Origin of the sequence: Xanthomonas sp. MUS 060, assembly GCF_000963215.1 — a bacterium.
Classification (GTDB): domain Bacteria; phylum Pseudomonadota; class Gammaproteobacteria; order Xanthomonadales; family Xanthomonadaceae; genus Xanthomonas_A.
In genome coordinates this window covers 14,892-35,446 of the sequence record NZ_JZIM01000020.1, presented here as the reverse complement: position 1 = coordinate 35,446, position 20,555 = coordinate 14,892, and the positions used below count along the sequence as shown (strand labels likewise).

11 protein-coding genes and 1 pseudogene are annotated in these 20,555 nt (G+C 63.1%); 8 read left to right on the top strand and 4 right to left on the bottom strand.

The annotated features are described in order from the left end of the window. The first annotated feature begins 101 nt into the window (after window positions 1–101). The 5 genes from radC to XANALMUS060_RS14435 all read left to right on the top strand — a co-directional run bounded on the left by radC (window position 102) and on the right by XANALMUS060_RS14435 (window position 6,998). Complete coding sequence (radC, locus tag XANALMUS060_RS14455) at window positions 102–776, top strand: DNA repair protein RadC (RefSeq protein WP_045739048.1); 675 nt, start codon at window positions 102–104, stop codon at window positions 774–776. A 121-nt stretch (window positions 777–897) separates the two neighbouring features. Further along, window positions 898–2,586, top strand: a complete 1,689-nt coding sequence (argS, locus tag XANALMUS060_RS14450) for an arginine--tRNA ligase (RefSeq protein ID WP_045739033.1) — start codon at window positions 898–900, stop codon at window positions 2,584–2,586. A gap of 18 nt (window positions 2,587–2,604) precedes the next feature. Continuing rightward, on the top strand, window positions 2,605–3,432 hold the full coding sequence (locus tag XANALMUS060_RS14445) for an SPOR domain-containing protein (RefSeq protein ID WP_045739032.1): 828 nt from the start codon (window positions 2,605–2,607) through the stop codon (window positions 3,430–3,432). Window positions 3,433–3,601: 169 nt separating this feature from the next. Continuing rightward, on the top strand, window positions 3,602–4,357 hold the full coding sequence (locus XANALMUS060_RS14440; protein ID WP_045739031.1) for an SDR family NAD(P)-dependent oxidoreductase: 756 nt from the start codon (window positions 3,602–3,604) through the stop codon (window positions 4,355–4,357). Between the two features lie 475 nt (window positions 4,358–4,832). Continuing rightward, window positions 4,833–6,998, top strand: a complete 2,166-nt coding sequence (locus XANALMUS060_RS14435) for a TonB-dependent receptor (protein WP_235430514.1) — start codon at window positions 4,833–4,835, stop codon at window positions 6,996–6,998. A 204-nt stretch (window positions 6,999–7,202) separates the two neighbouring features. Here the strand turns inward: XANALMUS060_RS14435 and XANALMUS060_RS14430 are convergent, their stop codons facing one another. Further along, on the bottom strand, window positions 7,203–8,318 hold the full coding sequence (locus XANALMUS060_RS14430; RefSeq protein ID WP_045739030.1) for an acyltransferase: 1,116 nt from the start codon (window positions 8,316–8,318) through the stop codon (window positions 7,203–7,205). A gap of 745 nt (window positions 8,319–9,063) precedes the next feature. On the opposite strand from XANALMUS060_RS14430, the gene XANALMUS060_RS14425 reads away from it, so the two are divergent. Genes XANALMUS060_RS14425 through XANALMUS060_RS14415 form a run of 3 tightly spaced genes read left to right on the top strand, consistent with a single transcriptional unit; the run spans window position 9,064 to window position 13,537 of the window. Continuing rightward, window positions 9,064–10,302: a sulfite exporter TauE/SafE family protein gene (locus tag XANALMUS060_RS14425; RefSeq protein ID WP_152640517.1), complete on the top strand. Its 1,239-nt coding sequence runs from the start codon at window positions 9,064–9,066 to the stop codon at window positions 10,300–10,302. A 26-nt stretch (window positions 10,303–10,328) separates the two neighbouring features. After that, on the top strand, window positions 10,329–12,020 hold the full coding sequence (locus XANALMUS060_RS14420; RefSeq protein ID WP_045739028.1) for a molecular chaperone HscC: 1,692 nt from the start codon (window positions 10,329–10,331) through the stop codon (window positions 12,018–12,020). Beyond that, on the top strand, window positions 12,017–13,537 hold the full coding sequence (locus tag XANALMUS060_RS14415; RefSeq protein WP_045739027.1) for a hypothetical protein: 1,521 nt from the start codon (window positions 12,017–12,019) through the stop codon (window positions 13,535–13,537). The genes XANALMUS060_RS14420 and XANALMUS060_RS14415 overlap by 4 nt, the downstream gene beginning before the upstream one ends. Window positions 13,538–13,584: 47 nt before the next feature. Here the strand turns inward: XANALMUS060_RS14415 and XANALMUS060_RS14410 are convergent, their stop codons facing one another. From XANALMUS060_RS14410 to XANALMUS060_RS18845, 3 genes and pseudogenes are all read right to left on the bottom strand, one after another. Next, a complete protein-coding gene (locus XANALMUS060_RS14410) occupies window positions 13,585–14,910 on the bottom strand; it encodes a glycosyltransferase (RefSeq protein ID WP_045739026.1) in 1,326 nt (441 codons plus the stop codon). Next, a complete protein-coding gene (locus tag XANALMUS060_RS22165) occupies window positions 14,903–17,545 on the bottom strand; it encodes an amino acid adenylation domain-containing protein (protein WP_255352381.1) in 2,643 nt (880 codons plus the stop codon). Before XANALMUS060_RS22165 ends, XANALMUS060_RS14410 begins: the two co-directional genes overlap by 8 nt. Beyond that, window positions 17,531–20,422, bottom strand: a pseudogene (locus XANALMUS060_RS18845) (amino acid adenylation domain-containing protein); the annotation flags it as partial. The pseudogene XANALMUS060_RS18845 and the gene XANALMUS060_RS22165, both read right to left, overlap by 15 nt. Window positions 20,423–20,555: the final 133 nt, after the last annotated feature.

Below are 20,555 nucleotides of genomic sequence, written 5' to 3'. Positions count from 1 at the left end.
GTCACGTCGGGAATGTCCTACCCATGCAAGAACGATTAGCTTACCCGATGGTTTTTAACGACCTGATACCATTGCAGCATATCGCCCGCCATCCTGGCGATATGCACATTTCCAACTGGCCCAGCGAAGAACGCCCACGGGAAAAGCTGCTGACACGCGGCCCCCAGGCCCTTTCCGACGCCGAACTGCTGGCGATTTTCCTCGGCTCCGGCCTGCGTGGTCGCGACGCCGTACAGACCTCCCGCGACCTGCTACAGCAGCACGGGCCGCTGCGCTCCCTGCTCGATCGCCCGCCCGACGAGCTGCTGAGCCTGCCGGGCCTGGGCCCAGCGCGGGTCTGCAAGCTATCGGCGGCAATGGAACTGGGCAAGCGCCACTTGGCGGCGGAACTGCAGCGCGGCAAAACGCTGAGCGATCCGATCACGGTCGGACGCTATTTCGCGCAACAGCTGCGTGCGCGGCCGCAGGAAGTCTTCGCCGCACTATTCCTGGATAACCGTCACCGTTGGCTGGCATTCGAGGAACTGTTCCAAGGGACCGTGGACGGCACCGAGGTGCATCCGCGCGAAGTGGTGCGGCGCGCGCTGACGCTCAATGCCGCCGCGATCATCATCGGCCACAACCATCCATCCGGAAATCCGGAACCCTCGACTGCCGACTGGGCTGTCACCGAGCGCCTGCGCAAGGCGCTGGACCTGATCGATGTGCGCCTGCTCGACCATTTCATCATCGGCGACGGCATACCGGTCTCGCTGGCATCGCGCGGCTGGATGTAATCCACGGCGTACCCGGCACCATGGCGACGCCGCCTCGGCTGAGATCGGCCTGAATCCGTTGCGGACCGAGAAGCGACGGGTCGGGTAAAATGGGTGGTTTAGCGCTTCAAGCAGAGATCCCGTGAAATCCCAACTCCGCGCCCTGATCGCGCAAGGTATCGATGCCTTGCGCGCCACTGGCATCCTGCCAATCGACACTTTGCCGCCGGACTTCGTGGTCGAACGCCCCAAGACCCGCGAGCACGGCGATTTCGCCAGCAACGCCGCGATGCTGCTGGCCAAGGCCGCACGCACCAATCCACGCGCCCTGGCCCAGCAACTGGTCGATGCGTTACCGGCCAACGACAACATCCGCAAGGTCGAGATCGCCGGCCCCGGCTTCATCAACTTCCACCTCGGTCCAGGCGCCTACCAACGTGAAGTACTGACAGTACTCAAACAAGGCCATGACTACGGTCGCAGCCTGGTCGGCAACGGCCGCACTGTTGGCGTGGAATACGTGTCGGCCAATCCGACCGGGCCACTGCACGTGGGCCATGGCCGCGCCGCAGCAATCGGCGATTGCCTGGCACGCTTGCTCGAGGCCAACGGCTGGAATGCCAAGCGCGAGTTCTACTACAACGACGGCGGCGGGCAGATCGAGAATCTCGCACGCTCGGTACAGGCGCGCACCCAAGGCAAGACCCCGGACAGCCCGGATTGGCCGGAAGAAGGCTACCGTGGCGACTACATCCAAGATGTGGCCGACGCCTACATGGCAGGCGCCACGGTAAACCTGGAAGGCCATCTGGTCAGCGGCGCCAAAGACCCGCACGACTTGGACGCCATCCGTCGCTTCGCCGTGGCCTATCTGCGTAACGAGCAGAACCACGATCTAGCTGCGTTCGGCGTGGACTTCGACATCTACTTCCTGGAAAGCTCGCTGTACCGCAACGGCAAGGTCGAGGAGGCGGTACAGAAGCTGATCGCTTCCGGCCATACCTACGAAGAAGGCGGCGCACTGTGGTTGAAATCGACCGATTTCGGCGACGACAAAGATCGGGTGATGCGCAAATCCGACGGCAGCTACACCTATTTTGTGCCGGACGTGGCCTATCACCTCAGCAAGTGGCAACGCGGCTACCTGCGTGCGATCACCGAGTTGGGCGCCGACCACCACGGATCGCTGGCGCGCGTGCGCGCCGGCCTGCAGGCGATGGACTTGGGCATTCCCAAAGGATGGCCGGAATACGTGCTGCACCAGATGGTCACGGTGATGCGCGGCGGCGAGGAAGTGAAACTGTCCAAGCGTGCCGGCAGCTACCTGACCCTGCGCGACTTGATCGAAGAAGCCGGGCGCGACGCCACGCGCTGGTTCTTGATCGCACGCAAGCCCGATTCGCAGCTTACGTTCGATATCGATCTGGCGCGCCAACAAAGCAACGACAACCCTGTGTTCTACGTGCAGTACGCGCATGCGCGCGTGTGCAGCCTGCTGCGGCAGGCGCAGGAAAAACAGCGTGACTACGACCAGGCCGACGGCATGAGTCAGCTCAACCGGCTCAACGACACGGCCTCGCTGGAACTGATGATGGAACTCTCGCGCTACCCGGAAGTAGTTGAGAATGCCGGGCATGTCCTGGAGCCGCATCTGATCGCGCAATACCTGCGCGAATTGGCGACCGCCTTCCATACCTGGTACCACGGCACCCCGGTGCTGGTGGAGGACGCTGGCGAACGCAACGCCAAACTCGCCCTGGCGGTCGCGGCGCAACATGTGCTGGCGAACGGCTTGAATCTCCTGGGCGTTTCTGCCCCGGAAAAAATGTAATCAGTGGAGAAGCGGTACATGGCAGCACGACGCGGTAAGACACAGGCCCGGCGCAACAGCAACAACGGCACACCCGCTTGGGTATGGCTGATCGCTGGCGCGGCGATCGCGGCGGTGGTATTCCTCGGCGCGCCGGGCCTGCTCAAGAAGGGCGGCGACAGTTTTCTGCGCATCGGCGGCCCACATGCCAATCCCGATGCACAGCCAGCCCAAGTGGCCGATGCCGACGTCGATGCGGCACCGGAATTATCCAAGCCCGCAACAGCCAAGGCCGGTAAAGCCAAGACAGAGGCGAAGAAGAAGGACGGACAGACCCAGTACGACTTCTACACACTGTTGCCTGGCAAGGAAGTGCGCATGTCCGACGCCGAACTGGCCGCCAGCGCGCGTGCCGAGGCCGCACGTCAAGCAAAGCTGGCGCCACCGACGACGACCACGACGGTGCCAGGCACCACGGCGACAACGACAACTCCGGCAATGACCTCGCCAACCCCACTGCCCGAGACGCCAAGTACAACGGCTGGCGCTGCCGCGACACCGGCGGCAGCGCCCAAACCGATCGCCACCACGACCGCCGCTGCCACTTCCTCAGCCTCAGCTGCGCAGCCGGATACGGCGCACTACATCCTGCAGGCCGGCTCGTTCGGCGCCTCCGGCGAGGCAGAGTCGACCAAGGCCAAGCTGGCGATGCTCGGCCTGTCTGCGCGAGTGGAATCGGCTCAGATCAACGGCAAAACCGTCTACCGCGTGCGCATGGGCCCCTACGGCACCGCCAGCGAACTGGCCGAGGCCAAGCAAAAATTGAACGGTAGCGGCCTGTCGGCGATTGCGATCAAGGCGCAGTGACGGCCAGCCCGCGCGCAGTCGCGGGCTATCTATCGCATCACGATCAGCAAGGTTTATCGCGCCAGCGATGGTCAGCACAACATCGTCCAATGCGCGAGACGACCGGTGACACCGGCATGTGCCGTTTCTCTTACTATCGCCTGCAACTCCATACAGGCAGTACATGCCGATGACCAAGACTGCTCTGATCACTGGCGCCACATCCGGCTTTGGCGCCGCCGCCGTACAGCGCTTCGCCGCCGCGGGCTGGCGCGTGATCGCCACCGGCCGCCGCGCCGAACGCTTGCAACCGTTACTGGAAGCATTCGGTCCCGAGCGCGTGCACATCGCCGCATTCGACATCCGCGATACCACTGCGCTGGACGCGATGCTGGCAGCACTGCCGGAGGCATTCGGCGACATCGACCTGCTGGTCAACAACGCCGGGCTCGCGCAGGGCACGGCGCCAGCACAAGCCGCAGACCTGGACGACTGGCGCACGATGATCGACACCAATATCACGGCACTGGTGACATTGACCCACCGTCTGCTGCCGGCATTGATCAAACGCCGTGGCGCGATCATCAACATCAGCTCGGTGGCGGGGCTGTATCCATATCCGGGTGGCAACGCCTACGGCGGCACCAAAGCCTTCGTCAGCCAGTTCTCATTGGGTTTGCGTTCGGACCTGCACGGCACCGGCGTGCGCGTGACCGCGATCGAACCGGGAATGGCCGAGACTGAGTTCACCCTGGTCCGCACACACGGCGACCAGAACGCGTCGGACACGCTCTATCAGGGCGCACAGCCCATGACCGCCGAAGATATCGCCGAGCAGATCTTCTGGGTGGCGACGCTGCCAGCACATTTGAACATCAATCGGCTGGAGATCATGCCGGTGACGCAGTCATTCGCCGGTTTCCAGGTCGCCCGGCAACCGCGCTAGCGGCAGTGATGCGCTCACGTCGGGCGCGGCGGCGTGTTTACCGTTGTGTCATTACGACGGTATCCACGCGTGGGAAGCATGGCCACTGCCGGGTAGCAGCTCCCTGCATGAGCAACCGGCTCTGCGCGCGTCACCGCATCTATCTGCCGATCTAAAACCTGACCGACGCGCGCACTACGTCCGTGTGGCTGGACAACGGCTTGCTGAGCCGCAACGACCAAGCAAAGTTCTTGCACATACCAGGTCGCCCAGCCTAAACGCGGTTTCGAACTGCGGCTGTCGTGAGCTGCCACGAGCGCATTCGCGTGCCCGGCTCGACCATGCGGCCGCATCTGCGTCGCTGCGACCGACTGTGCTAAATTGCGTATTCGCCAGCCGCTTGTGCCAGCCTCCCTTTTCGTTCGAAAGAGATTGCTGCGATGGCCCCCCACTCCCCCATCCACGGTATCGCGCCTCGCTGCTGCCGGGTGTGGCGATGACCGATTTCATCATCGACCAAACGCGCCAGGGCGACCGTCTTGGCCGCATGCTCGCCCCCTGCGACGTCAAAACGATCGGCCATCCGAATGTGCACGCGCTACGCAAGCTGGCTGGCAGTCGGATATTGCTTGCCATTCTGAGCGCACTGGCGGCTGGCAACGGCGCCGCAGAAAACCCGACTTCCGATAGCACCACCACCCTCGGCACCGTGGAGGCACAGCAGCAGACCGCCGCCAGCCTGTCCACCCGCAACATCCTCAGTTCGGTCGACGTGCTGGGCAGCGAGCAAATCGGCGACAAGAACGTCATGAACAGCTGGGAGTTGCTCGGGCAGATGCCGGGCGTGCAACTCACCGAGACCGGCCTGGGCGCCGAATCCGGCAGAGCCACGTTCCGCGCATTCAACGGCGAGGGCTACATCAACGCGATCAAACTCCTGATCGACGGTGTGCCGAGCAACGTCAACAGCGGCACCCAACGCTTCCTCGATATGATTTTCCCTCTGGAAATCGCCTATATCGAAGCAGTCCGCGGCACCAACGACCCGCGCTACGGACTGCACAACATCGGCGGCAACGTCAACATCGCCACCCGCCAGGGCGGCGACTACCGCGACCTGCGCCTGAGTGACGGCAGCTTCGCCACCCGCGAACTGCAGTTCGCCCTCGGCCATGAATCCGATGGCCTGGCGCAAAACTACTTCATCGGTACGCAGGCCGCGCATGGCGACCGCGAGCACGACACCTCGCGCAAATACACCCTCGGCGGAAAATGGTTCTACGGTGAGGACGACGACACCGCACGCATCGGCTTGACCGCCCGCATCTACCACCACCAAGCCGACGAGCCGGGTTTCCTCACCGCCACGCAAATGGCCGAGGACCGCACGCAGTCGCCACCGAAGAATGCCAACGACGGCGATGACCGCGACATGCGCCAGGCCAGCCTCCATGCCGACTTCCGGCTCGAGGAGGGATTGCATCTGCGCAACACGCTGTACTTCAACCGCTACGAGGACGAGCGCCGGGTCACGTTCACCAACTATCCGCTGGGCAACGCGCCACGACAACGCCGGCAATGGAACGAAAGCCAGATCGGTTTGCTCAGCAGCGTGACCTGGCAAGCCAGCGATACGCTGAGCGTGGAGGGCGGCTTCAACACCGAACACCAGGACAACCGCTACCAGCGCTACCGCTACGCCTATGCCGTTCCGACCAATTTCTGGAGCACACCGGCACGCGTGCAGAACGACGACCGCTACACCCTGGACAACCTGGGCCTGTATCTGCAAGCGGTGATCCAACCGACAGACGCGCTGAAAATCGTGCCGGCCTTCCGCGCCGACCGCTTCTCCGGCGACACCGCGCTGCCCGGGGGCGTGCATGCGCCATTGCAGCCCTACGGCTGGATCGACCAGCCCAAACTCAGCGTGATCTACGCGCTCACTCCACGCATGAGCGTGTACGCCAACTGGGGCCAGACGTTCCAAGTCCTGACCGGTTCCACCGCCCCGGCCTATCTGACGCTTGGCCAACAGGCACTCGGACCTTCGATCAACACCGGCAAGGAACTTGGCCTGAAACTGCAGCCGATCATCGGCACCGAAGCGCGTCTGGCACTTTGGCGGCAGGATGCCACCAATGAAGTCGCCAACAATGTCAGTAGCGGCACCACCGTGGGCCTGGGTCATACCCGTCGCCAAGGCGTTGACCTGCAACTGAGCACGCAACTGGGCGAACACTGGACCGCGTGGCTTTCGCATGCGGTGCAGGAAGCCAAGGTCGTCACCGCCTACACGGCATCCGGCCTGTCACTGCACGGACGCGAAGTGTTCTCGACGCCGCGCTACATCAGCACCACCGGCATCGACTACCGGCCCGATCCGCGCTGGAAATTCGGCCTGCAGGCGCACGCGCAAGGCGACTACTACATCAACGCACTCAACGCCCATGGCAAGTACGGCGGCTTCACCGTCGTCGATGCCAGCGTCCGCTATCAACTCTCTGCGCGCAGCAGCCTCGATCTGCAGATCAAGAATCTGGCCGACGACCGCTACGCCTACGTGTGGTACGACAACTTCTTCTGGGGCGGCAACGACCAGCCAATGTTCTCGCCAGCGCCCGGCCGCTCGGCCTATCTTGGTTTCGAACTACGGTTGTAGCAGCGGCACAGCGGTAAAACCTTCGCGCTCAGCACCAAGCGCGAGGGCTGCGGTCGTCCTGATGAGCGAAGACTATCTCGATGAGGCGGCGCATACCCTGTGCGCTGCGTGGTTTGATCGGTTTGTCGAATACGACGCACGCACCGGCTTTACCGATCTTGACGCTGTCGGCAGTGGGCGAGCTCCACCACTGCGCAAGGACGCTCAACTGCCGGCCAGCGCATGCGGCCGCACACAATGGCGATCGCGCAAACGCAGAAACGGCCGTTCCACCGCGTAATGCAACACCGCGCCCGCCAGCAGCGCCATTGCGGCGTACACCGCGAATGCAAGCAGGCCGCGCCCCTCCAACGCTGGGCCGATCCAGAGTTGAGTCAGATGGAACACCGCCTTGTGGCTCAAATACAGACTGTAGGACACCGCCGCCAACCAAGCCGCACCCGGCACCCGACAACGGCCCAGCGGACCGCGCATGGAGGCGCCGGCGCTCACCAGCAGCGCCAACCCCAACGACAACACCGGCCAACCGATCGCATTGCCGAGCAGACCCGTGCGGTCGCGAAACAACCAGATGGCCAATGCACAGACAGCGACGCCAACCAAGGCGGTGGCCGTGGCATGGCGCTGCAACCACTGCCAGTGCCGCGGTCGGAACATCTTGACGACGGCCAGGATCACTCCAGCCAGCAATCCATCGAGCCGGTTCCAGGTCGGGTAGTAGATATCTTCGATGAACCAATTGCGTTGCAAGCCGGCGCCGATACGCTCCAGCGCATGATCATGCAGCCAGATTGTCGTGCGCAGCGCGATGCCGGCCAACACCACGACAACGCACAGTGCGACGAAACGCGAGGCCGAGGGTCGCCGCAGCATCCACGCTGCCAGCAGCGGGAACAGCAAGTAGAAATGCTCTTCCACGCACAGCGACCATGCATGCGAGAACGCCAGTTGGTTGGCGTAATCGATGCCCAGGTTCAAGGTGAACGTGGCGAACATCCACCACGGCGCGATGCTGGGGGCTTCGCGGAAGTCAGGCCAGACCAGATACAGCGCCAGTACCAACGCATACGCCGGCAACACGCGGTAGGCGCGGCGCCGGTAGAAATCGCCATAGCGCAACGGCTCGCCACGCGCGAGCGGCGCCAGCACTTGGCAGCCGATCAGGAAACCGCTGAGGACGAAGAATAGATCCACGCCCATCCAACCATCGCGCGATAGCCAACTCCAATCAGGCCCCAATCCACCAACCACGAACGAATGAAACAGCATCACCCAGACGATGGCGATACCGCGTAGCAAATCGAGTGCAGGGTAACGCATCTCTTCATGACCATCCTTTGGTACGGAAGCCGCATTCTGTCACGACGACTTTTCGCGCACATGATCTGCCCCACTGAGCCCTACCGGATGAAGCCGTAAAGTCGGTCAGCCAAGAGGATGGACTGGGCATTAGGAGGAGTCGTTTGACCACGGAGCAGATCATCGGGTTCATCAAGCAGGCGGGCACCAACCGCAAGGGCGGTTCAAGTTCGGGCGACTATGACCGATAATCAAGCCTTGGGGCCAGGAGCAAGCCAGGGATGGAACGCGAACGACATCGCAATGCGGCAGGATCCCGTCCATGAGCTGGGCAACAGAGGCTCTCGGACTGCCGCCAAATGCGGATGCGCGCGCAATCAAGCACGCCTACGCGACACGCCTGAAGACTACCCGGCCCGACGAAGACCTGGTCGCGTTCCAGCAGTTGTATGAGACCTACCAGGCGGCATTGGCGCAGATGGAGGGGATAACATCGCCATACGCGAATGCGGCGGAGGAAATGCGCAGCAGCCCGTCGCCAGCGCAGCGCGCGATGATGGATCCGCCCGCCAGACAGACGCAGGCCGGAGACCGGCCTCATTCGCTGGCCGACGTCGTGCAAGACCCCGCACTGGAGGCCGAACTAGCGCAATGGCAGGACGATGCATATACGCAGGAGCTGGCCGAACGCATCCTCGCTGCTGCACACACCCTGCCCGCAACGGACTTCGGCCAGTGGTTGCATGCACTGCCGGAGCTATGGTCCTTGGAACTGCGCCCGCGCATCGGCCAGGTCATTGCCCGCCGCGTCGCACACGGGGGCGTGACGATCTCGGATGCGACCTTCGACACGTTGATGGCGTGTTTCTCAGACGAACAAGACAGCGCGTTCTGTCATGCCCTTTGGACTGGTCGGCTGGTGGAAATCGCGCTTAGACAGTCGCCAAACTTTTGGGCCGACTGGATATCGCAGAGGCTGACAACGCTTGCTGACGGCACGCATGCGGCGATCGCGGCGCAGGTCTTGCGCACCCTGCGCGAACAGCAGGCGTCGCTACAACTGGAAACCATCGATACGCTATCGGAGGCATTGGGTTGGAACGAATTCGACCACGCGCAATGCGATCAAGCATGGTTAGACGATGCCCGCAAAACAGTGCGACGACAGGGGCAACAGGAGCGTATTGAGCGACGGCGCGCCGCACTAGCACCCGACGGCGATGCCGCTGTGCTGTCCGATGAGCTGCAAAGAGCGCATTGGCGAAACATGACGCCGTACGATGCTGCACAGTTGATGGCGCGCGTGGTCGGACCACCATCACGATGGAGCTGCTTCCTGTCCGCCTTGCTGCCAGCGCGGTCGGCTTGGATGTACCGGTTCTGCTACATCGTCAAAGAATGGTTCCCCGACGGTTTGCCTGCATCGCTGCAGCCGCAGCACGTACGTTTCTGGACGCAGGCAGGCAACCCGCGCCGCCCGCATGGCTGGCAATTGGCAATCGGCCTGACACGCGGGCTTGCGCTCGCCCCCCTGATCGCCGTCGGCGCGGTCTTGATGCTCCCGCTTGTTGGCGTTGCGACAACATCTTGGATTTTCGGCATTCTCGGGACAAGCCTGGCGATCTGGAGTGCGCTGGTGCTGGTGCAGATGGCCGCGCGCTGGCAGGCACGCACCACGCTCTCTAACAGGGGCAAGCGCATCGTCCACTGCTGGGCGCTACCAGCGGCTAGCATCGGCATGCTGGCTGGGATGCGCAGCGGCGTCTGGGGAGCAGCCATCGGCATAGTGCTCGCCTACATTGCAGCATTCCGCATGATCGGCCACATGGATGCCGACTCCCGAAAGGCGCTCATGCCGTTACTCATCATCGTAGGTCCAATAGGCGCGCTCTTCGTACTGGCAGCGGAGGGAGGCCCATGGCCCGGCACCGTGTTTGCTCTGTTGATGTGGGCGATCTCGTTGATCCAGGAACCGCAACATCAACGCCTGCAAGGGCACCAATAGAATCTAAAGAACACAAGGATCTACTCATGATCGTAGGGATCGACCTCGGTACCACACACTCGCTGATTGGCGTCCATGATGCCGACGGTGGACGCCTGTTCGCCAATCCGCACGGCAGCTTGCTGACCCCGTCGGTGGTCAGTATCGACGACGATGGGAGCCTGCTGGTCGGCCAGCCTGCCCGCGAGCGCCTGGTGACCCATCCAGGTCACACCGTCGCCGCGTTCAAGCGTTGGATGGGGAGCCCGCGCGAGACCAAGTTGGGGCAGCGCAGCTTCCGCCCGGAGGAGTTGTCGGCACTGATCCTGCGCTCCCTGATTGCCGACGCCGAGGCCACGCTGAACAACAAGATCGAGGAAGCGGTCATCAGTGTCCCTGCGTATTTCTCCGATGCGCAACGCAAAGCCACACGGGTGGCCGGCGAACTAGCAGGCATCCGTGTCGAACGACTAATCAACGAACCGACGGCCGCCGCGCTGGCGTATGGACTGCAGGAACGCGGGAGAGAAGGCCGCGTGCTGGTGCTCGATCTGGGCGGCGGCACCTTCGACGTGTCTCTGCTGGAAATGTTCGACGGTGTGGTCGAAGTCCATGCCAGCGCGGGCGACAATTTTCTCGGCGGTGAAGACTTTTTGCAGATATTGATCGACGGCTTCTGCGCTGATCATCGACTCGATGTTGTCAAGCTCGCGCCTGGCGATATTGCCCAGCTACGGCGACGGATCGAACAACTCAAGCGCGAACTGAGCACACAGCCGCAGGGCGCGATGAGCCTGAGCATTGCAGGGCAGGCATACAACTGGGAGATCGACGAATCGCGTTTCACCCAGCTGGCAGAACCCTTGCTGCAGCGCATGCGAGTGCCGATCGAACGTGCGCTGCGCGATGCAAAGTTAAGACCCTCGGAGCTGGACGACATCGTGCTGGTCGGCGGTGCGGTGCGCATGCCGATGATCAGCCGTTTGGCCACGCGCATGCTCGGTCGACTACCGCTGCGTCATGTCAACCCCGACCATGCCATCGCCATGGGTGCAGTGGTGGCAGCTGGTCTGAAAAGCCGCGACGAGAGCCTGCGCGAGGTGGTACTGACCGACGTCTGCCCCTATACGCTGGGAACGCAGGTGACCCGCCGTGGCAACGACGGACAGCTGCGTCCCGGTTATTTCCATCCGATCATTCCGCGCAACAGCGTGGTCCCGGTAAGCCGCGAAGACCGCTTTCATCCCATCCACGAGCAGCAGACTCAGTTGATCATCGACGTTTACCAGGGCGAGAACCCCATGGTCGACCGGAACATCAAGCTGGGCGAATTGCGTATCGTGCTGGATCCCAAGCGCCCACGGAACGAGCAGAGCGTACTGGCCCGCTTTACCTATGACGTGGATGGATTGCTACAGATCGAGGTAATCGAGGATGCCACTGGTAAACGCCACGAATTGATCCTCGAACAGAATCCTGGGGTACTCGACCATGACGAGATCGCCAAGCGCCTGCTGGCGCTGACCGAGTTGAAGGTCCATCCCCGCGACCAACAACAGAACTTGGCATTGCTGGCACGCACCGAGCGTGTCTATGAGGAATACATCGACGCACGCAATATGGTGCAGCAGTGGCTCGCCCAGTTCCGCGAAGTGCTCGAAAGCCAGGACTTGGCACGCATCGAACGCCATCGCGACGAACTCGCTCATGCCCTGGATGAGCTGGAAGCGCGCGCATGAGCTGGGCACTAGCAGCCCTGGGACTGGCCGAGGACGCAGACGAGCGGGCCATCAAGCGGGCCTATGCGGCGCGTCTGAAGGTGACACGCCCAGACGACGATCCAACCGGCTTCCAGCAACTGCACAAGACCTATCAGGCGGCGCTTGAATGGTCACGGCAATTGACTGCCACTCCTCGCGCTGCCGAACACACTGCGGACGACCGGCGCGCCGATGGCGATGCAGCACAAGCGACAGATGCGTCCACGCCCCACACCCTTTCGCAATGGGGCGCGCCTGCTGCTGCACGGCCTGGCGATGCAGCCCCGCCAGCATCGTACACCTCCCAAGCAGACTCCACGACGCGCACGGTCACTGCCGAGTGGATCGCGCCTCCCGCTACGGACATCCCGTCCATCGACCTCGCACAGACGCAGCGGCGCCTCCTGGATCACGCACAGCGACTGGAACCGGAGCCGCTACACGCTTGGCTGCTCGCGCAACCGGAGCTGTGGTCGTTGGAAAACAAACCACAGATTGGCACCTGCCTACAGCACCATCTGCTCGAACACGATGAAGCACTCAGTACCTATCACTATGCGGTGCTGGCCAAGTTTTTCGACTGGGAGCAAGCGCTGGATGCACCCGATCCCTATCTGGTGCAGCGTGCTTGCGCACGGATGCACCTGCGCTGGCTATTGCAACCAACCGGACACTTAGAGCTGAGCGCGGCACTAAAGCGTCGCGGCGACAGCGCCGCGTCGGTTGTGCATGTCCGCAAACTGCTGGCACTGCTTGGCCATGCGACATCATCCGATGGTGGAATGTCCGCGGCCATGCTGTGGCCAGGCCGTCCCACCCGCGTGCGGCGGCTACTCGACCTGATCGGCTACGTGCCCGACGGTCGCAAGCCGCCGCCGCCATTGAATCGGGAAAGTGCCAACGCCTGGTACATGGCCGGCGAAAAGCGCATGTTCAATCCGATTGCCGCGATGATCGGCGTGGCACGCAGCCTGATCGCCGCCGCAGTCTTCCTATTGCTGTGCCTGTTGTTAGCCATGATCGATCACAATCCGACAGACGGAATGTCGCCGATACTGAAGGTCGGCTTCTATGGCGCGCCCATCATCGTCGGCGCCTGGGTTGCCTGGGACGGCTTCATCGCGCTGCTGCGTTGGCAATCGCGGCACGAAGCCGACCCGTGGGTCAGCCACCCGCTGTTACAGCGCTTCTTCATCCCGACGATCACAGCGGTGGCTGCCGCCTTGATCACGACAGGCCACTCTTATGTTGCCACGGCGATCGCCTTACCGCTGCTGGTGATTGCACTCGCGCGATGGGTGCGACGCTCCAGCCAACAGTTTCAGCTGAATTGGAAGTGGAGCTGGATGTGGCCCGGACTCATTGGTCTCAAGCTCGGCTCCATGGCCGTGAGCTTGTTGATCGTCTATCCGCAGGCCACGCTCGGCGCTACGGCAATTACATGGCTGGGCGACCTGATTTGGCAGTGGAACGTTCGAAAGAAGTTGATGCGCTGATCGGATCGGACAACCTTTCATTTGTTCTTGACCCTCCCAGATACGCTTCAGCAAACAGCGTCCGCGTGTTGCCGAACGATGCTGACATCACTCAACAGCCCCCACTGTTCGAGCTGCGCCACCGCCTTGGTTACACCGTCCTCTTCACGTAGTCGCTGCCCCAGCGCCTGCGCGCTCGCGCGCATCGTCGGCGACGTCGCCTGTCGCAACGCGTGGGCCAGTGCCTCCGGCTGCAGCCCGTCGCGGCGCAACGCGGGCGGCGCCACGCCACGCTGTGCCAAACAATGCGCCCAGAACGGCTGGTCATAGCCGAACGGCACCACGACCGAGGGAATGCCAGCGATCGACGCGGCGGCAGCGGTCCCCGCACCACCATGGTGGACCGCTGCGATCACCCGCGGAAACAACCAGTCGTGCGGGGCATGTTCAAGCGCGAAGAACTGATCCGAGTCCCCGTCCTGGTCTACGATCAAACCACCCCAGCCCGTCGCCAGCAGCGCACGCTGGCCCGTCAGGCGCAGGGCCGCCTTCACCGTGGCGGTCAGTTGCGCCGCGTCTGCATCGATCATGCTGCCGAACCCGACGTACAACGGCGGCGGACCCGCCTGCAGGAAATCCAGCAATGCGGGCGGCGGTTGCCACTGCGGGTTCGGCAGCGACCAGAAACCGCAGATCTGCACGCGCGCCGGCCAATCGCTCGGACGCGGACACAGGTGTTCGCTGTATCCATAAAGCACGCGAATCGTGCTGGTATCCGGACCGCGCCATCCATAGGCGGGCAGGCCCAGCGGCAGGCGCACGCTGCCATCGACGACGCTGCGCAACAACTGCCAACCGCTAAAGCGGATGGCATGTTGCAAGCCGACATGCAATGGACCGGGCAGACGCAACTGCGGCCGCGCCACCAATGGCAAATGACGCGAGACAGTGACCGGTTGCAATTGCGCATAGACGAGCGGGATCTGCAGCGCCTGACTCAGTGCATCGGCGACGATGCTGGCGCTCCCCACGCCGATCAGCAATCGCGCATCCGCACACGCCGCCCGTCCCTGCGATGGCCAATCACGCGCCCACGAGGCGAGGTGATGGTAGAACATGCGGGACTTCGCCAACATGGACTGACCTTCGCGAATCGGGTTGCGTTGCAACATGCGTTGGTGGTCGCCACTGAGCGGAAAGAACGTCAAACCGTTGGCCTCCACCAATGCGGCGAAATTCTCGCTGGTCAGCACGCGCACCGGATGGCCACGCCGCTGCAAGCCAAGCGCCAGCGCAATGACCGGGCGCACATCGCCATGGGTGCCAAGGGTGGCGATCACGATCGGTCGGTCATCGCTTGCGGCTTGCACGCGTGCGGGGTTGTGTTCAAACATGTTCGACCACCCCGTCACTCGTCGGCGTCGACACTGGACCGGGGGCCAGCACTGCCCGCGTCGCCGGCTGCGCCACGGACGCGTGCAACAACTTGGCAAGCCTCCCCACATGGGCCAGGGAGAGTATCCCGTAGTGGTCGGTGTCAAACGCCTCCACGTGCAGGCTGCGCACCAGTTCCTGCCACCTCTGTGGATGGTGATCGATGAGATCGGTGGCGTCCATGCCAACGTCCGGGCGCCGGGTGGCCTCGACAAACAGCACATCCACATCGATCGCGGTGGGGCGATGATGGCAGGCCAGATGCAGGTGATGCTGGATCAGTTCGCCAATGTTGAGCACGAGATCGTGCTGCTGCTCGAGCAGTTGACGTGCCAGCGGGAACGACAACAAGCCGTAGTGATCGCACAACACTTTGGCCAGTTCCGCCATGGTCGTCGGCAGTGGCGTTCCTGGCGCCAATTCCACATCGAGCACACGTAACGCGGTGGTGATGCTGATTATCTCATCGGCCTGTGCGTCCTGCGGCGCAAGCGGATAGCTGTCGAGCAAGGCCAACAGTTCCACCGACTCCCCGACCGCGCGCAGTTCGGCGGCGATGGCATGAGCGATCAAGCCACCCAGGGACCAACCCACTAGGCGATACGGGCCGTGCGGCTGCACGCTGCGCATGCGGGCCAGATAGTCGCGGGCAATCGCCTCAATGCTGTCGGGCCGGTAGCTGCTGTCGGCCAAGCCAGGGGACTGCAAGAGCACCACCGGCCAGCGCGGATCCAGTTGACTGAGCAAGGTCGCATACGACCAACTCATGCCCATCACCGGATGGATGCAGAACAGCGCGGGCGTGCCGACCTCTCCCTCGCGCAACGTCAACACAGACGCCAGCGGGTCGCTATGCAGTTGCGCATTGCGCCGGATCACCTCGGCCAGGCCCGCGATGGTCGGCTCATTCAACAGCGTCACCAGCGGCAGTTCGATGCCGAACACCTGCGGAAACCGCGCCGCCATTTGGGCCGCGCCTAGCGAATCAACACCGAGTTCGAAAAAGCTGTCGTGCACGCCGACACCACTGATGCCCAGGATGTCCTCCACCATCGTGGCCAATTGCTGCTCGATCGGATCGCGTGGCGGCACATGCTCGCGCGGAGGCGGCGCATCGGGTGCCGGCAACGCCTTGCGATCCAGTTTGCCGGTCGTCGTCAGCGGCAAGGCCGGCAACGACATCCAGCGCGAGGGCAACATCGCCGATGGCAGGCACGCTTGCAGATACTGACGCAGGGCGTCCACGTCCACGCTCTGCTCTGGCAAGGCGACGACATACGCCAGCAACTGCATCGTTTCGTCGTGATCGCGATGGCCAACTACTACCGCCTGCGCCACCTGCGGATGCCGTTGCAGCGCCTCTTCGATCTCGCGCGGCTCGATGCGATGACCACGAATTTTGAGCTGATCGTCGATGCGACCGATGAATTCCAACACGCCGTCCGGACGCAAGCGCACCTGATCGCCGGTGCGGTACATCCTGCTGCCATCCGCGACAAACGGATCGGGCACAAAGCGCTCGCTGGTCAGTTGCGGTTTGCCGCGATAGCCCTTGGCCACGCCAGCGCCACCGATGTAGAGCTCACCCACCGCACCGGTCGGCAACAATTGCTGCTGGGGATCAAGCACATACACCCACGTGTTGGCGATCGGGCGCCCGATCGGCGGACGGGGAGCATCGGTCAACTGCAACGGCATGATCGTCGACCAGATTGTGGTCTCGGTTGGCCCGTACATCTGAGTCAGGCGGCCAACGCGCGCAAGTAGGCGCGTCGCCAGTTCCGTCCCCAAGGCTTCGCCGCCGACCAAGGCATGCACCTTGTCCAGCGGTAAATCATCGTTGGCAAGCAGGATCCGCCACAACGACGGCGTGGCCTGAATCACATTGACCTGGGCCTGGGCGATCAAACGCGCCAATCCGCGCGGATCCTGGGTGATTGCGCCTTGTGCGATCACCACGCGCGCACCGACCAGCAGCGGCAAGTACAACTCCAGCCCGGCGATGTCGAAGGTCACGGTGGTCACCGCCAACACACGGTCGCGCGGGCGTAGGCCGAGTTCATGACGCATCGCGAACAGGAAGTTGAGCAGGCTGCGATGGCTGATCTCCACGCCCTTGGGCGCTCCGGTGGAACCGGAGGTGTACAGCACATAGGCGGTGCCCTCCGGTGTCGCCAACGGCGCAATCGGCGCCGGCAAGTCGGCCGGACACGGATCGAGCCAGACCATTGCGTCCAGTAGCAGCGTATCGCGCAGAACCGGTTCGCACACCAATCCAATCGCAGCGGCATCGTCGAGCATGTGCCGGTTGCGGAGCAGCGGGCCATCCGGATCGAGCGGCAGATAGGCAGCACCGCTCCACATCACCGCCAACAGCACCAGTAACAACTGCTCGCTCCTTGGCAAGGCCACCGCGATCACATCGCCCGGCTTGATCCCATCGGCGATCCAGCGCGCGGCCATGCGCGCGGCGAGTTCGCAGACTTGCGCATCATCGAGCGTGCGCTCATCGCACTGGACGACGATACCCGCCGGTATCGACGCATGCCGCTCCAGCAGTTGGTGCGGCAGTGTGGACAAAAAGCTGTCGTGCACGCCGACACCACTGATGCCCAGGATGTCCTCCACCATCGTGGCCAATTGCTGCTCGATCGGATCGCGTGGCGGCACATGCTCGCGCGGAGGCGGCGCATCGGGTGCCGGCAACGCCTTGCGATCCAGTTTGCCGGTCGTCGTCAGCGGCAAGGCCGGCAACGACATCCAGCGCGAGGGCAACATCGCCGATGGCAGGCACGCTTGCAGATACTGACGCAGGGCGTCCACGTCCACGCTCTGCTCTGGCAAGGCGACGACATACGCCAGCAACTGCATCGTTTCGTCGTGATCGCGATGGCCAACTACTACCGCCTGCGCCACCTGCGGATGCCGTTGCAGCGCCTCTTCGATCTCGCGCGGCTCGATGCGATGACCACGAATTTTGAGCTGATCGTCGATGCGACCGATGAATTCCAACACGCCGTCCGGACGCAAGCGCACCTGATCGCCGGTGCGGTACATCCTGCTGCCATCCGCGACAAACGGATCGGGCACAAAGCGCTCGCTGGTCAGTTGCGGTTTGCCGCGATAGCCCTTGGCCACGCCAGCGCCACCGATGTAGAGCTCACCCACCGCACCGGTCGGCAACAATTGCTGCTGGGGATCAAGCACATACACCCACGTGTTGGCGATCGGGCGCCCGATCGGCGGACGGGGAGCATCGGTCAACTGCAACGGCATGATCGTCGACCAGATTGTGGTCTCGGTTGGCCCGTACATCTGAGTCAGGCGGCCAACGCGCGCAAGTAGGCGCGTCGCCAGTTCCGTCCCCAAGGCTTCGCCGCCGACCAAGGCATGCACCTTGTCCAGCGGTAAATCATCGTTGGCAAGCAGGATCCGCCACAACGACGGCGTGGCCTGAATCACATTGACCTGGGCCTGGGCGATCAAACGCGCCAATCCGCGCGGATCCTGGGTGATTGCGCCTTGTGCGATCACCACGCGCGCACCGACCAGCAGCGGCAAGTACAACTCCAGCCCGGCGATGTCGAAGGTCACGGTGGTCACCGCCAACACACGGTCGCGCGGGCGTAGGCCGAGTTCATGACGCATCGCGAACAGGAAGTTGAGCAGGCTGCGATGGCTGATCTCCACGCCCTTGGGCGCTCCGGTGGAACCGGAGGTGTACAGCACATAGGCGGTGCCCTCCGGTGTCGCCAACGGCGCAATCGGCGCCGGCAAGTCGGCCGGACACGGATCGAGCCAGACCATTGCGTCCAGTAGCAGCGTATCGCGCAGAACCGGTTCGCACACCAATCCAATCGCAGCGGCATCGTCGAGCATGTGCCGGTTGCGGAGCAGCGGGCCATCCGGATCGAGCGGCAGATAGGCAGCACCGCTCCACATCACCGCCAACAGCACCAGTAACAACTGCTCGCTCCTTGGCAAGGCCACCGCGATCACATCGCCCGGCTTGATCCCATCGGCGATCCAGCGCGCGGCCATGCGCGCGGCGAGTTCGCAGACTTGCGCATCATCGAGCGTGCGCTCATCGCACTGGACGACGATACCCGCCGGTATCGACGCATGCCGCTCCAGCAGTTGGTGCGGCAGTGTGGACATGGCCGGCAACGGCATGGCGGTGGCATTGCATTCCCACAGCAAACGGCAACGCTCCTGCGTGCCCATGATATCGAGCAGCCCCCCCAGCGGTCGCTCCGGGGCTTCGAGAATGGAATCGGCCAGCAAAATAAGACGCCGACAATGCTCGGCCAACTCCTCGCGGTCGTACAGCGCCGGATTGGCATCCAGATCGAAGCGCAGCGCCATGCCGTTGCCGCGTTCGTAGCAGAAGATGGTCAGGTCGTCGGCCAGACCGTTGCAGAGATTGTGCGGCACCGCCTGGGCTTGGCCGAAGTGCAAGCCATAGTCGAATGCCTCGATGTTGACCGCCAGCCGCGCGATACGCTGCATGTTGGCGAACATGCCCAGGTCACGGCGGACATCCTCGACACGGTATTGCTGGTGACGCAGGCCATGCCGTACTACCGAGGACACATGCGGGAACAACGCATAGAACGGCTGGCTGGGCCGCATCGCCAGCCGTAGATAGATCGCATTGGCAGCCAGGCCAGGCACCTGCCGATAGCGTGCGCCGACGCGTCCGGTCACCGGCATGGCCATCACCAGATCCTCCGCGCCGGTGTAACGGTGGTAATACGCCGCGATCAGTGCGATCAGCGTCTGCGGCAGACTGGCGCCATGCGCCTCTCCCAACGCCCGCAAACGCAGTACCGTCTCAGGGGAAAACTCGCCGGTGGCACGCAACAAACCGGCACTATGTTGCTCGCCGGGCTTGGCCAACGTCACCGCTGGCGGCACGTTGGACAGATGCTGCATCCAGTACTCGCGATCGCGTCGATAGCGATCGGACGCACGATATTCCTGCTCCAGCGTCACCAGCTCCAACACACTGCCATAGGCGGCCGGCTCCGGCTCCTGCCCAGACACATAAGCGTTGTACAGACTGGCAAGGCGCTGAGCCAGCATCGTCCCAGTGAAGCCATCCATCACTAAATGGCTCGTGTACTGCACCCATAGATGATGGTCCTGGCCTAGGCGGAACACGACACAGAACCAAAGTGGACCGTCGTGCAAATTCTCTCGCTTGCCGAGTTGATCGCCCACCCAGCGCTCGGCCGCAGCGCGCGGCGCGGGCTCGTCGCTGAAATCCAGATACTGTAATTCTCCTGGATATTCCGGCAGCACGACTTGCTCAGGCAAGCCGTCGTGCTCACGGATACATAACCGCAGCGTATCGAACTCCCGCGTGATCTGCCGGTTTGCTTGCATTAGCAGGGTCGGATCCAAGGGTCCGAATAATTCCAATGCCTCTGACAGCATCAACATCTTGTCGACCTGCAACTTGCTGCCAATCCACAACCCCCGTTGCGCACGGGTCAAGGGAAATGATGATGGAGTGTCCGCATGCATGACGTGCCTCTCGGGTTGATCGAAACGTGCATGAACAACGCACTGCGCGCCAGGAACGAACATGCGCAGATGCGTC